Genomic DNA, 13783 nt, shown 5'->3' with positions numbered 1-13783 from the left:
TCGTTATCGTCAGTCACTTTCTCCTGCCGACAAGAATTAATTCTATCAGATTTTTTCGTTAAAGTCAACATGTTTTTTAAGAAGTTTTTTCTTAACTTCTTTAACATCTTGTCTTTATCACCCTCTCGTGAGGCGACAAGAAGTATCTTATCACGTTCAATACAGCTTTGCAACCCCTAATAATATATTCATATATTTCAAACTATAAAAGGAGTGAAAAGAGACTCTAATAGATTATCCATGCTTTCAGAATCTCTTTCCTATTAAAATAAACATCATTATATCTCTCTACTGAATCTATTATTTTTTTAATTGATTTATCATGTACACTTGTTCAATTCTTAAAGTAAAACCTAGATCAAGAAGTAGAGAATAAAGCCCTGTTTCTTCATATACAACCATATTCGTATTTCGTTCTATATGTTCTAATTCGGGACTTAGCACATAACTGAGCAATTCCTTCGTGATAACGTCCCTTTCCTCTCTGTCTAATTGAGGATTGATTTCACATTGCTGTAAAGTTATCCCCTCCATTTCACCCGACTGATTAAACATTCTTCGGTAAAGTGCATAGCCTACACATTGCCCTGCTTCATTATAAGCAATTACCGATTCGCCGTCCTGAATTCCCATAGCCTGAGCTTGATAAGGAGACCATATCTGATAAAAGGGAATAGTTAACGCCTCAAAAGCCATACCATGCTTCATGATATATGAACGGGAAGGCTTATCTGGAATAATCCCCTTCTGTAGTGCGCCGCGTTGTTTCATCAAGATAATTCTGCCTGCAATCTGATACCCCATTTTCTCATAAAGAGATATCGCACTTTTATTCTCAGCAATCGCTTCTAAGGTAGCAATATCTATATTTAGTTCCTCGTAGATGCTGAGTAATTCTTTCATCATCAGCTTTCCTATTCCACGTCCACGCCACTCAGGTTTGACTGCCGTTCCGCCATTCCAGGCCATCTTTTTCCCTTTGATCGTACGCCAGCCGGTTAGAATAAACCCAATAGGCTCCTCGTCCTTGCATGCTACAATAGATAAATCAGGAGAAAGCTCATCCTTACCTAAACGTTTCAAAAAAGAATCAGTATCAACCTGAATATCAACGAAATATTCAGAAAACCCTGCGTTCCAAAGCCGCACTGCTTCGTTAAAAGTCAGATGAGTCAATCGTTTAAAAGTAACCATCTTCATCCCCCTTTACTCAATAATAAGCTACTTCAAAAGAAACGATGCTTCTAAATTTGTAACTCTTGCACAAAACAAGTTTATTCTCTCATTGGATTCTTCTTCATTCAATAAAGGCCGGATAAAAAAACTTATTTATCAAAATAATCGCAATAAAATTCACCGTTTCACTTCATGCCTTCTGAACGACTCCACAGCCTCGGCTTACAAATTGATAAACACTATCGGTAAGCTCCATGAGATCGTAATTTTGATCGTTCATGACCCAGTTCGTCATCAAATCATCGACAACGCCAAAAACCATTCTACGAGTTACTTTAATATCTAGCTGTGGGTCAAATTCTCCATTCTCAATTCCCAGCTTTAATATCTTATCAATCATGAACAGATAATCCTTCAGAATCTTGTTAATTGTGCGCCGTACCTCTTTATTGGAATGCCTTAATTCTAATTGGGTTACCATTGCAAAATGAGGATTATTCGAGAATCGCGAAAAATGACCTTCTACAAATACGCGCAGCTTATCGGTCGCCTTGCTCGCCCGATCTATATCAGGAGACATTTCTTCTAAAAACTCCGTAATTTTATCTTCAAATAACGACAACAAAATGTCTTCTTTATTTTTAAAATATAAATAAACAGTACCGTCAGCAACACCGGCTCTTTTTGCAATCTTTGAAACGTGAGCCTGTTGAAACCCGTTTTCGGCAATAACGACAGTGGCAGCCTCTATAATCTTTTTATACTTCGGTTTTAATTTACGCACGTTAACCCCTCACCTATTGATAATGCTATATATCAATCTCCCATTATTTTAGCCTATCATAACAGGCCTATCCCAACAATGTTTATTACATGCAATGCCATAGGAAGAATGTACCCTAGTACCACCCTATTTTTACGCACTATGCAGCAAATGCTTGAAAGCAGACAAGGCTCTATACATTTATGTTGCCCTGTATTGTAAGAAAAGCTAGAAATACAATAAGTAAAAAGCCTTCTCCTAGATGCAGAGAAGACTTTTATACACCTATAGTAAAATGAAATAAATAACCCCAAACAAACTAATTATACCTAATCCAAACAGTAAAGCTATTTCTTGAACGTCCAGATTCTGTTCCTTCCACCAAAGCTGCGCATATCGCTGACACTGACAGCGAATCCACTCCATAGAAAGTCCCCCTTTCTCTTAACATATTCATTAGAGAAAAAGAAGGGCTAGACGTTTATCTGATAACGTAACACCTATCTTTCCTTATGCTTGCGGTTCCTTTGCATAATGCTCAACAATATGCTCACGTAACGCTCGTTTTAAGAATTTGCCTACAGATGTTTTGGGAATCTCCTTTACAAAGAGGACATCATCTGGCAGCCACCACTTGGCAAATTTAGGCTCCAAAAAGGCAAATAGCTCTTCCTTTGAAGCGCTTTGTCCCTCTTTTAATACAACGCACGCGATTGGTCGTTCTCCCCATTGCGGATGAGGTACACCCACGCAAGAAGCCTCTGCTATAGCCTCATGGCCCATCAGCGCATTTTCCACATCTACAGAAGAAATCCATTCTCCTCCACTCTTAATTAAATCCTTTGTGCGGTCAACTAGCTTCACAAATCCTTCTGCATCTACAGTCGCTACGTCTCCCGTATGTAGCCAGCCATCTTGGAATGTCTCTTCACTGCGCTCATCTTTATAATAGCTATCCGCAATCCATGGACCACGAATTAACAGTTCGCCCATCTCTTCTCCATCCGCCTTCACTTCTCCATTCGGTCCCACTATCTTCATCTGAAGGCAAGGAACCAATGTTCCCTGTTTGCAGAGGAAATCTAATTTTTCTTCCTCCGATAACTTTTCCTCCTGATAGCTTTTTAATTTAGAGCAAGTAACTAACGGGCTTGTTTCCGTCATCCCGTAGGCTACATAGAAGGGAATATTAAATTTTTTACGATACGTCTCCACTAAACTTCGAGGAGAAGCAGATCCACCGCAAACAACGGCTCGCAAACTGGAGGTTTCGTATCGGCCATTCTCCAATTCCTGTAAAAGACCTAACCAAATCGTTGGCACTCCGGCTGTAATGCTTACTTTTTCTGTTTCAATCAAATGAGCTAAAATCTGAGGCGTAAAGCGCGGTCCTGGCATCACTTGCGTACAACCAAACCAGGTGGCTGCAAAAGGAAAGCCCCACGCATTTACGTGAAACATCGGAACTACCGGCATTGCGACATCTTTTTCAGCCAATGCTAGTGTATCTGCTAGCCCTAGAGACATAGAGTGCAATACAATTCCGCGATGAGAATAGATAACGCCCTTTGGGTTCCCTGTAGTAGCAGACGTGTAACACATACCTGCTGGATCTCTCTCTTGGATGTCAGTTGGATATTGATAGGAAGGGTCTGCTTCTTTTAATAGCTGTTCATAGGAGTAAAGAGGTTGTAGATTTGAGGCAGGCAATTGATCGTGATCCGTCATCAGTACATATGCCTTTACAGTGCGTAAGTGATCTTTTATCTGCTCGATTAATGGAAGAATGTCATCGTCTATCAACAGAACCTGATCTTCTGCGTGATTAATGATATAGATGATATGCTCAGGAGATAAGCGGATATTAATGGTATGCAATACCGCCCCCATACTAGGGATAGCGAAGTAGGCTTCTAAATGTCGGTGATGATTCCATGCAAGGGTTCCTACTCGTTCCCCGCGTTTAATACCAAGGGCTTCAAGCGCACTGGCCAAACGTCTTGTTCTTTCTGCAATCTCTGTGTAGGTGAATCGATAGATACCAGTAGATGTACGTGATATTACCTGTTTTTTTCCAAACATTTTTTCTGCTCTTTCCATCATAGGCGCAAGTGTTAATTGTGCATTCATCAACGCAAACTCCCCCTCTTCTATTTACTTTTTGGGACCGGAGCTTTTCTAGTTGCACGAACCGCCTGCAAACGTTTGCTTCTGAATATTCATTCTTGCTCATTCTTGTTTTTCCTTTCCCAAGCCTTAAAGAAAGTTGTAGAATAGTACAGATAAACAATTGTATATTTCTACCACAAAGGAGAATGTCAGCTATGGATATGATCGTTAAAATCTCTACAGAACAGCAATGGAATACAGCCCAAAAGCAAGGTACATACCTTCATCCATCCCTAGACACAGAAGGATTTATACACTGCTCTACTCCGGAGCAATTCGAAGGTGTTGCTAATCGAATCTACAAAGGACAACAGCATCTGCTGCTCTTAGTGATTGATCCTACTCGTCTTAGCTCGGAATTAAAATATGAACTAGCGAAAGATGGACAATTGTATCCACATATTTACGGTCCTCTCAACCTGGATGCCGTCATTCGAGTAATATCGTTTTCATCTGACAAAAAAGGATATTTTTCCCTACCTGCCGAACTCTCTTCCTTGTAATGAAAGTAAAGTTATAAGAAGGGAAGTGTCAGGATGAACCCCGTTCAGCAATTTTTTGTCAAGCAAGTACCATTTGCCCAAACAATTGGAGTTACTATCACACACTCATCACCTGGTGAAGCATGTGCTCGGCTCCCCTATTCACCTTCTAATGTAAATCATGTCGGCACCATACATGCTGGTGCCCTCTTTACATTAGCTGAATCAGTCGCTGCTGCTTCCATTTTATCCACCTTTTCTGACTTAGTTCCTCATATACTGCTGCTGGTAACCAAAAGCTCTGTCGAATACTCTGCACCGGCTCAAGGTGATATTGCAGCGGTAGCTTCCATTTCCAAGGAGACAGAACAACTGGTTCGTAACACACTTAAACAGCCCGGCGATCGGATACGTTTTACAGTAAACGCGGAAATCAAGAAAGAAGGAGCCGATGAAATAAGTGCATTGGCTCAATTTGAGATGTATATGAAACGTAACGAAGAAGGTAGACAATAGGGCTATCAACGTTACTAACACTGGATGAGACAGGTCGTGAATGATATGAATTTATTTTCTTCCGGTAACGATACGTTATTTCAGTCACTTATTGCCGAAGCTCCGTTAGGCATCATTAGCGTAGCGGATACTGGTCACATCCTTAGCTGCAACCATGCAGCCAGTAGCACGTTTGGCTACCGGGAAGAAGAGATCATCGGCAAATCTTTTCCTATCTTATTTCCAACCATTCATGGATCTACCTTTCATTCTTTATTTCAGCAGGAAAACCAATCCATTCCCACATACAATCAGGAATGGATTGGTCTACACAAGAATGGAGCTAGCTTTTCCATAGATGTACACACAACAATAATCACAAATAATACTCCACGAATTCTTGCCATCTATATTAAACAGAATCAGGTCCAAAAATCTGACCTTTATCAATCCTTGTTTGAGCAGAATCCTTTCCTTGTATATTCCACAGATTTACAAGGCAGAATTTTCAGTTTAAATCATGCAAGCGAACAGATTTTAGGTTACTCCGCACATGAATTAATCGGCCGTTCTTATCAGGATTTAATGATGTTCGAGGAAGATCGCACCGCTGAGAGTATCCGATTCCGGCGGGTTCTCCAAGGCGGACATTACAAGCTGGAAATCCCCTTTTGCAATAAACAAGGACATCTTGTCTACATTTGCCTGATCAGCTTTCCTAAAGTATTTGAGTCACAGGTAGTAGGCGTCTATTTTATGGGGTTCGATATTACCGCTAGAAAACAAACAGAACGCGCTCTCATGATGGCTCAGGAAGACTTGAAAAATACGCTCCAGATGCAAAAAGGCATGACCTTTAAATTCATTAAGTCTGGCAAGGAATTTATTTATACAATGGCAGATGGAGAATTGCTGTATCGTCTGGGTCTAACACCAGAATATGTAGTAGGTCGACGCATGCAGGATGTCCTCCCTTATTTACAAAGTAAGCGCAGCTACTACGAGAGAGCTTGGCAGGGAGAGAGCGTTACCTACGAAGAAAATGTAGTAGGTGTCTGCTATGTAGCCTCCTTGCGTCCAATTATCCGCAATGATCGTGTCGTCGAGGTAATCGCTTCATGCATTGATATAACTGAACGAAAAAAAGCAGAAGAAGAGCTGCGCTCAACCAAGGACTTACTTGAATCTTTGTTTACCAACTCAACGGATGCGATCTATGTCTTAGATTTAGACGGTACTGTGCTACGAATTAATCGAGCCTTTGAAAAAATGTACGGTTGGAGTAGTGAAGAGGTAATAGGTCGCCCTTTGCATGAATTTTTGCCAAACGATTCACAGCAAATGATCTTTGTTTGCCGTGATAAGGAAGAGAAGAATTACATTACCAGTTATGAAACACATCAAGAGCGAAAAGACGGCAGCAAGCTCTATGTCAGCCTGAGCTTATCTCCTATCCATGATGTATCTGGAAAAATTGTGGGAACAGCAGCTATTTCCCGAGATATAACAGAACGAAAAGCAACCGAGCAACTACTGCTTAACTCTGAAAAATTATCTGCTATCGGTGAACTAGCGGCTGGGGTAGCCCATGAAATTCGCAATCCTTTGGCGGCGTTACGCGGATTCGTACAATTGCTCCGTTCATCCGTAAAGGATTATCAGCCTTATTTTCAAATCATGCTGACAGAATTAGATCGTATTAATATGATTGTTAGCGAACTATTAGTTCTTTCAAAGCCACAGGTATTACGTTTACAACGGAAGAGCCTGCAGCAACTGTTAACCAGCGTCGTATTGCTGTTACAAACACAAGCCATTATTAGCAACGTTCAGGTGCTATTGGATTTTGGTGATGATGATCCTTATGTAGAATGTGAGGAAAACCAATTAAAACAAGTTTTTATCAATTTACTTAAAAACTCATTGGAAGCAATGGATAGTGGCGGCATTATTAAAATTACGGTAAGTACAAAAGAAGAAAGTACTTATATTCAAGTAGTTGATCAAGGCTGTGGAATTCCTGACGAGCTTATCTCTCAGTTAGGTCAACCGTTCATCTCCACAAAAGAAAAAGGCACAGGGTTAGGATTAATGATTACACAAAAAATCATTAAAGAGCATCGGGGTAATTTGTCGATTAGTAGTGAAGTTGGCAAAGGTACAACCATCACAATCCGATTACCGCTCGCTCAATCCTCCAGCCTCTAAGAAAATAGCGGTCAGACCAACTCCCATTCATGCCAGTATTACAAGCTTTTTGGTGTTTCCTCTATGATCAATGAATTAGAGCCGATTTCGCCAATCTTGTAAGAGTAAGAGGAACGGCTCTTATTTTTAACATTCTTCTAACAATTAATTACGAACAAGTATTGAACAAAAGGCTTCCATGACTTAAAGTAAAGATAACGTTTTCCTTTTTTATACTTAAATGGAAGAGTGTGCTCCAGTTTTTGAGAAGGTAGGGTGGTTTTTTTACATGAGTAACTTGAAAGCTCTCCCGTTCTTTTCCTCTGTATCGCATCAGGATATTCTTGATCATCTGCCAACAGGAGTCATTCAGATCGATAGTAGAGGAATCATTGTTTATACAAACCATGTTTTACTCCAATGGATTGGGTATGCTGAAACAGAATTGATCGGTAGGCCTTTGCAAGAGTTTTTTCCTGCTTTTACATTAAGAGACTGCGAAGAAGAGTCATCTCCTATTGAACAGCATTATGAAATCAACACGATAGATAACGGCTCGCTTTATGTCAAAACGCTCATTCAATCCTACAGAAAACAGGGCCAAACGACTCATCTCCTCCTTATTAGAAAGTTGGGCAAAAAAACGAAATGGCGCATAATTTTCGAAAAGTTCAAACAAAGCAACTCACACCTTTCGCCTGACGATGCTTACATGACTCTAGATATTACAGGAACATTTCGGGATGTCAACACGAAATGTAGTGTAATAACCGGATACACTGAATCTGAGTTATTGCAAAAAAACGTCTATGACCTACTACATCCAGATTATTGGAATGAAGCAGATCATATCTATGAACACCTTCAAACGGGCACTCCTTTTGCAACTACTCTTTCCATCCGGCATAAAAAAGGACATCCCGTGTGGCTACAGGTTATGTTTCTTCCCTTGCTTGCCTTCGATCAAACCGTCGGGATGTACGGAATCGCAAAAGAGTTTTCAAACGAGCATATGTTGGAAGAAGCGTTATGGGAAAGTCAGCTTAAGTATCAAATTCTAGCTGATTATACTTCTAATCTCATCACTTTTCTAGATTCACGCGGTAAAGTAGTCTTTGTTTCCCCCTCTCATGAAACGATATTCGGGCATCCTCTGCAAGACTACTATCAACAACACCCATTTGACTATCTGCATCCTGATGATATCCCCAATTTGCGCAAATGGTTTCATCATATATATGAAACAAAGCAAGTAGATGCTGATCCAATAGAATTAAGGGTCAGGCATCATGATGGACACTTTCTCTTCATTCGAAATTCCTGTATTCCTATGTTTAGTAAAGACGGAGAAATTCTTGGCTTTGCCCTCATCGGAGAGAACATTCATCATCAAAAACAAACCGAGAACCTTTTACAACAATCTGAAAAACTATCTCTGATTGGAGAATTGGCTGCAGGCATAGCTCATGAAATTCGTAATCCGCTTACGGCTTTGCGCGGATTCACCCAGCTTTTGCAGACCCATCCTGAAGACAGCCATAAATATACAGACATCATGCTAAAAGAATTAGACCGCATCCATTTTATTGCAAACGAATTATTAATGCTAGCTAAACCGCAGGGATACCAATTAGCGCCAAATGATATCTGCTCCTTGTTGCAGGATGTAATTACATTATTAGAATCCCAAGCTATATTAGCTAATGTCACCATCTCTACTCACTGGGAACCGGATATTCCCTCTCTTCTCTGTGAACCCCGTCAGTTAAAGCAAGTATTTATCAATATCATCAAAAACAGTGTAGAAGCTATGCCCGCTGGAGGTTGCATTCATATTGAAGTAACAAAGCTAGAGCATCATGCAGTAATCCGCTTTTCTGATGAGGGCTGTGGCATACCTCTGTCTACATTAGAAAACGTAGGCAAACCATTCTATACAACCAAAGAAACCGGAACTGGGCTTGGTCTCATGGTTAGTTCCAAAATTATTCGCGATCACAATGGTACTCTTCAGCTGCGAAGTGAAATGAATCAAGGAACGACCATTGAGATTACATTACCCTACATGCCATAAGTATCAAGGGAATTGTAGTAAACCTGGTTTTATCCTTTTCAAAGATGGAGCCTTATCCCAGCCCTGACCCTTGTATCCTGTTATTATAAAAAAATCACTCCCTAGTCTATACAGTAGGGAGTGATTTCCTCTAAACGCCGTTTTACTTCTTCTCGTCTTCCTCGAAGACAGGTTGTTCAATTTTACTGATGTATTTGATATCTGCATTCTTCACTAAAGTATGGATCCATTGATCAAAAAACTCTTTCTTGTGTTCGCTCATTGCCTTTTCTTTTACTTTATCTTTTACATTTTCATAAACAGCGTTATCACCAAATTCGGATTTATGCTGTTCAAAATATTTTTTTATTTCTTCCTCTTTCAATGGAATAGATGTAGCAAAGGCCTTCTCTGACAGCTCGCTCATCTCCAAATCCTTACGCATGTCTGCTTCTGTAATTTTCTTGCGTTTTAAGAACTCCTCAAATTCCTCTTTCGTTCCCCAGCTTTTCTTAATCTGTTCTACCTCAGCATCTATTGCTTTCGGGTCAACTTGTACCCCAAGCTTTTTCGCTTCTTGTCTTATAACGATTTCTTTGATTGCATTTTCCATAACCTTTTGCTGACCTTTAGGGGTAAAGCCATTAATGACACGATCTTTTGTTATTGCCTCTCCGTTAACAATAGCTACTGCTGGTTCTTGTGTTTCCTGCTTACCTGTCACACCTAGTATAACTAAACCTACTACTAGAATTGCAATAGTAAGCATGGTTACGTCAAATTTTTTCATCATTCTACTCCTTTTGCCATTCTATACTTTCATTCCTAGTCTCCACCTAGTGTAACATAAAAGAAATAAGAACTTGTGTAAAAAATATGGAATCCTTGTAAGAAACTCAAACAAAAAACAACCTAACCGCGTCAGGTTGCGTAAACTTCTCCTGTTATGTTTTCTTAGGACATACCGTACTCCTATGAATGACGACGTAGCAGTTGAAGCTGAACAATGTAGGTATCTAGCTGCTGGCTGATATGTACTACCCGCGAATCGACAAAATTACCTTTTTCTTTATAAGCTTGAATCATGTCCGATCTTAAAATTTCGATTGTTGACTCTAACGTTACCTCTTCCATAACACCCTCCACACTTATACTTTCCTTACTAAGTATAGGTATGTTTCCAATTCTTTACTAGTAAAACCTTTCGACTTTCCTTGTAAAAACATGCGAGAGCTTGTCATAATTACTCGTATTTCACTTATCAAAAAAAGTTTATCGAGGTTCCTTACCTATTTTCGAGAGAAAGCGCCAGCATTTCCTAATAAACAGACACTTTCGACACTTTCCCTCTCGTAGCTTATTATCCCAATATATTCCAAATGAGTCAACCTAGCAATTGTTTTAAATGCTCGCTTCGCACCCACTCTTTTTGTAAAAGTTCCTCTACATCGCTAACAGAACCCTTTTTATACAGACCGTGCTTAACCATTCTTCTGACTCCATGCGGAAAAGCTAAGTCATGATACATAATCCACTGATCCGCTTGGGATAAAGGGTTATTAGATAAATATTGGTCTATTAAGGTAGTAAAAGCTTTTCTGCTCCATCTAGGCTGTTTTTTTACAAGCAAATTAACCAAACGTTCCAAATCCTTAGAAGGAAAATCATGACGTGTAAATTCCCAATCAATCACCCAAAATTGCCCTCGTCGCTTAAATACATTTCCCCGATGAAAATCCCCGTGACAAATCCACTGTTCAGCAACTGATCGGTATTTCAAATTAGCATAATAGCTAGACCTCTGTAATGCTTGGTAAATCTCATAACCGGCCACCTGAAAATAAGGGAGGTACTCGCACATCACCTGTTTTCGCTCTGAGGAGCTGTTTTTGTTTTTTTCATACCAGTGTTTCAAATAATACAGACCTGATTGATAGTGTTCATTCCAATTATCCAATCCCATGTATTTTGGGCTCATAGGGGTGCTAAAACCATATGATGCACGATGCAACTGTCCTAATAAAACACCGCGCTCCCATATATTTTCTACGTTGGTCTCCCCCATGTCCGGATCAGTAGATGGATCGCCATAAATGTATTGTTGCATTAAATAATATTGATTTTCCCAGATAAAATACCGATTTCCATCAACTGTAGGTAAAACAATTGGAATATAAATACCCGTACTCCGAATTTGATCCTCTACTGCCAAGATAAACTGTAAACGTTCCTCATCCAGAATGATCCTCTTCAGGACGTAGTCTCCCTTTGACGTTTTCAAATGGATTACGATCGTTCTTCCCGTATCATGCAAAATTTCCGTTTCCAGGATTTGCATACAATACGTATGTTCCACGGCTTTCCTTAACTCCGTGTTCAAAAGAATCACATCCCATCTGTTCATTCTCTTTCATCATACGCCGGGGGTATAAGAACGGATGGTGAAATGGACGGAAATAAGCACCCATTTTTTCTTCAAAAAAAATTCTCCATCACTTATCGTGACGGAGAGCTTAAAAATGTAAGATGTGTAGTTGGCATTGGCTTGGGTTGAAGCAGAGCTTGAAGGGAAGCTTTAGGATGGATCTCTATGCGATGAAGAGTATACATTCCTTGCTTTGGAGTTGTCTTACTCGGAACAGTGGTAAATGCCATCTTATATCCCACTTCACGTACCGTTGGCAGCATGGCACGATTAAATCCTCCGTATGGATAAGCAAGAATGTCTATATTTTTATGTAGCTCAGCTTCTAGCATGGCCTTGGACAGAGCTAATTCCTGATAAACATCATCAGGAGCTAGCTTATCTAGGTGAGCATGCGTCATTGTATGTGATTGAAAATCAATGAAACCACTGTTGTGCATTTCCTTTATGTGATCCCAAGTCATAAAGGAAGGTCTTCCTACTGAGCCAGCTGTAACAAAAATTGTCGCTTTTTGCTTATAAGCCAAAAAAATAGGATAAGCAATCAGATAATTGTCGTCGTATCCATCGTCAATTGTGATCACGACAGACTTATCCGGCACCGGTTTACCTTCATTATAGTATTGGAGTAATTCAGTTGCTGTCAAAGTCTGATACCCTTCGTCATGCAACCATTTCATTTGTTCTTCAAACTCTCTAGGAGGTACACAATAGGGATTATCCGGCTTATCCGCAATAGAATGGTAGATCAATACAGGAATCCCCTTCATTGAATATACTGCTCCCACAGAAGCTGGAAGCATTATTAATGCAATCATTTGCAAAAATAAAATGATTTTCTTCATCAAAACCTCTCCCATGGTTAAAAAATTTACTCTTTCTGTTTGGCTTTCGCTTTTGCTTTCCCCACTTTTAACCGTGCATGCATTCGTTCCAGTTCTCTCTCTGAACGAATGTAATTATGTTTGAGCAATAGATATTGTTCAATTTCACTTAACAAATAAAAGAGCGAGGCCCTTACTTCAAATTCTTCGCGCGTCACAGGCAAAGGCTCTTGACGTACACGTTCTCTAATTTCTCGAATGCCATCCAAATATACATATGACGTATTGCCCGGATGTATTTTTACGCTCAGCTCATCGAGAAAGTCGGCAATCTGTTTTCCCTGAGGAACCTGTAAAGAGAGGCCTGAAACAATAGGCAGCATTCTCTCTAAAATATCGAATTGCTTCTCCCGTATACCAAAATAACGATAAATGGTTGATTCAGGTCGCAACAAATTATTTTCAACAATCAGTAAAGAAAGCTCTTTTGCTTTTTTAATCAAGACAGGTGTTTCCACCATTTCTGATCCTGGCCATCCGTCTTCCCCATGGCGTAAATACCCTGCCAATTCCTTTAAAATTACAGAGAAGTTTTTTTCTACTTTTTGCTGAAGCTCCCGTAATTCCTTATCTTTGTTAGGCATATATAAATTCATAAGGAGCCCAATCCCTATACCGATCGTAACCAATTGTAATTCATTCCATAAGAAGCTCCAGCTTAAATCCTGCTTCAAATAGATATGTAGCATAATAACACAACTGGAAATAAAGCCCTCAATTACACGTAAGCGTACTAATGTCGGAATAAAGATCAGCATCATCATCGTGATAGTGAAAGCATGAAATCCAACCAGTTTAAAAAACAGAAGGCTGAAAACCATGGCGACTAAGCATGCGATAAATCGGTCAATGGAAACGCTAAGCGAACGCTTTCGCGTAATTTGAATGCATAGGATCGTTAATGTGCCCGCTGACGCATAGAACTCCAGTCCAAGTAATTGAGCAAGAAAAATAGATAATCCAGCACCAATTGCTGTTTTCAGTGTTCGGTAACCAATATACGGCATCTATTGCCCCCTTTCTTCCTCTTCTCCTCACTATACTATAAGCGTTTTTCCTTTATTTGAAAAAGGATTGAAAAATCTTTTTTGAGGAAATAAAAAAACGGAGTGACTTAAAGTCTCCTCCGTTTGGCATTTCGATTCGATC

At 39.8% G+C, this 13783-nt stretch carries 13 protein-coding genes; 4 read left to right on the top strand and 9 right to left on the bottom strand.

Going from position 1 to position 13783, the window contains the following annotated elements:
* Positions 1–300: 300 nt before the first annotated feature.
* The 4 genes from QZ995_RS17705 to QZ995_RS17690 all read right to left on the bottom strand — a co-directional run bounded on the left by QZ995_RS17705 (position 301) and on the right by QZ995_RS17690 (position 4072).
* Positions 301–1194 carry a GNAT family N-acetyltransferase gene (locus QZ995_RS17705; protein ID WP_301809438.1) on the bottom strand — a complete coding sequence of 298 codons (894 nt, stop codon included), beginning with the start codon at positions 1192–1194 and terminating at the stop codon, positions 301–303.
* A 172-nt stretch (positions 1195–1366) separates the two neighbouring features.
* The gene (locus QZ995_RS17700; protein ID WP_301809436.1) at positions 1367–1960 is read right to left on the bottom strand and encodes a TetR/AcrR family transcriptional regulator; all 594 of its coding nucleotides are present in this window, start codon (positions 1958–1960) and stop codon (positions 1367–1369) included.
* Positions 1961–2224: 264 nt separating this feature from the next.
* Entirely contained in the window at positions 2225–2365 is a 141-nt protein-coding gene (locus QZ995_RS17695) for a hypothetical protein (RefSeq protein WP_301809433.1), read from the bottom strand.
* An 84-nt stretch (positions 2366–2449) separates the two neighbouring features.
* Entirely contained in the window at positions 2450–4072 is a 1623-nt protein-coding gene (locus QZ995_RS17690) for a long-chain fatty acid--CoA ligase (protein WP_301809431.1), read from the bottom strand.
* Between the two features lie 191 nt (positions 4073–4263).
* Between QZ995_RS17690 and QZ995_RS17685 the strand changes: the two genes are divergently transcribed.
* The 4 genes from QZ995_RS17685 (at position 4264) to QZ995_RS17670 (ending at position 9346) form a co-directional block, all read left to right on the top strand.
* Complete coding sequence (locus tag QZ995_RS17685; RefSeq protein ID WP_301809428.1) at positions 4264–4611, top strand: DUF952 domain-containing protein; 348 nt, start codon at positions 4264–4266, stop codon at positions 4609–4611.
* Positions 4612–4644: 33 nt separating this feature from the next.
* On the top strand, positions 4645–5106 hold the full coding sequence (locus QZ995_RS17680) for a YiiD C-terminal domain-containing protein (protein WP_301809425.1): 462 nt from the start codon (positions 4645–4647) through the stop codon (positions 5104–5106).
* A 45-nt stretch (positions 5107–5151) separates the two neighbouring features.
* Positions 5152–7293: a PAS domain S-box protein gene (locus QZ995_RS17675; protein ID WP_301809454.1), complete on the top strand. Its 2142-nt coding sequence runs from the start codon at positions 5152–5154 to the stop codon at positions 7291–7293.
* 268 nt (positions 7294–7561) lie between these two features.
* Complete coding sequence (locus tag QZ995_RS17670) at positions 7562–9346, top strand: PAS domain-containing sensor histidine kinase (protein ID WP_301809422.1); 1785 nt, start codon at positions 7562–7564, stop codon at positions 9344–9346.
* A gap of 142 nt (positions 9347–9488) precedes the next feature.
* On the opposite strand, the gene QZ995_RS17665 is transcribed toward QZ995_RS17670, so the two are convergent.
* The 5 genes from QZ995_RS17665 to QZ995_RS17645 all read right to left on the bottom strand — a co-directional run bounded on the left by QZ995_RS17665 (position 9489) and on the right by QZ995_RS17645 (position 13641).
* A complete protein-coding gene (locus tag QZ995_RS17665) occupies positions 9489–10115 on the bottom strand; it encodes a SurA N-terminal domain-containing protein (RefSeq protein ID WP_301809421.1) in 627 nt (208 codons plus the stop codon).
* 182 nt (positions 10116–10297) lie between these two features.
* Positions 10298–10459 carry an aspartyl-phosphate phosphatase Spo0E family protein gene (locus QZ995_RS17660; RefSeq protein WP_003340731.1) on the bottom strand — a complete coding sequence of 54 codons (162 nt, stop codon included), beginning with the start codon at positions 10457–10459 and terminating at the stop codon, positions 10298–10300.
* Between the two features lie 250 nt (positions 10460–10709).
* Positions 10710–11714 (bottom strand): phosphotransferase, encoded by a 1005-nt coding sequence (locus tag QZ995_RS17655; protein WP_301809452.1) that lies wholly within the window; start codon positions 11712–11714, stop codon positions 10710–10712.
* 107 nt (positions 11715–11821) lie between these two features.
* Entirely contained in the window at positions 11822–12595 is a 774-nt protein-coding gene (locus QZ995_RS17650) for a polysaccharide deacetylase family protein (RefSeq protein WP_301809416.1), read from the bottom strand.
* A 26-nt stretch (positions 12596–12621) separates the two neighbouring features.
* A complete protein-coding gene (locus QZ995_RS17645; protein ID WP_301809413.1) occupies positions 12622–13641 on the bottom strand; it encodes an aromatic acid exporter family protein in 1020 nt (339 codons plus the stop codon).
* Between the last annotated feature and the right edge of the window lie 142 nt (positions 13642–13783).

The organism is Brevibacillus laterosporus (assembly GCF_030489605.1).
In the GTDB taxonomy this organism is placed as follows: Bacteria; Bacillota; Bacilli; order Brevibacillales; family Brevibacillaceae; genus Brevibacillus_B; species Brevibacillus_B laterosporus_E.
Note: the sequence above shows the minus strand (reverse complement) of the source record. Positions and strands in the feature narration are given on the sequence as shown.

What these genes read in the sequence shown, in the direction of transcription:
- QZ995_RS17705 (WP_301809438.1), bottom strand. Translation starts at nt 1,194, where the DNA reads ATGGTTACTTTTAAACGATTGACTCATCTGACTTTTAACGAAGCAGTG.
- QZ995_RS17695 (WP_301809433.1), bottom strand. Translation starts at nt 2,365, where the DNA reads ATGGAGTGGATTCGCTGTCAGTGTCAGCGATATGCGCAGCTTTGGTGG.
- QZ995_RS17685 (WP_301809428.1), top strand. Translation starts at nt 4,264, where the DNA reads ATGGATATGATCGTTAAAATCTCTACAGAACAGCAATGGAATACAGCC.
- QZ995_RS17680 (WP_301809425.1), top strand. Translation starts at nt 4,645, where the DNA reads ATGAACCCCGTTCAGCAATTTTTTGTCAAGCAAGTACCATTTGCCCAA.
- QZ995_RS17675 (WP_301809454.1), top strand. Translation starts at nt 5,152, where the DNA reads ATGAATTTATTTTCTTCCGGTAACGATACGTTATTTCAGTCACTTATT.
- QZ995_RS17670 (WP_301809422.1), top strand. Translation starts at nt 7,562, where the DNA reads ATGAGTAACTTGAAAGCTCTCCCGTTCTTTTCCTCTGTATCGCATCAG.
- QZ995_RS17665 (WP_301809421.1), bottom strand. Translation starts at nt 10,115, where the DNA reads ATGAAAAAATTTGACGTAACCATGCTTACTATTGCAATTCTAGTAGTA.
- QZ995_RS17660 (WP_003340731.1), bottom strand. Translation starts at nt 10,459, where the DNA reads ATGGAAGAGGTAACGTTAGAGTCAACAATCGAAATTTTAAGATCGGAC.
- QZ995_RS17650 (WP_301809416.1), bottom strand. Translation starts at nt 12,595, where the DNA reads ATGAAGAAAATCATTTTATTTTTGCAAATGATTGCATTAATAATGCTT.
- QZ995_RS17645 (WP_301809413.1), bottom strand. Translation starts at nt 13,641, where the DNA reads ATGCCGTATATTGGTTACCGAACACTGAAAACAGCAATTGGTGCTGGA.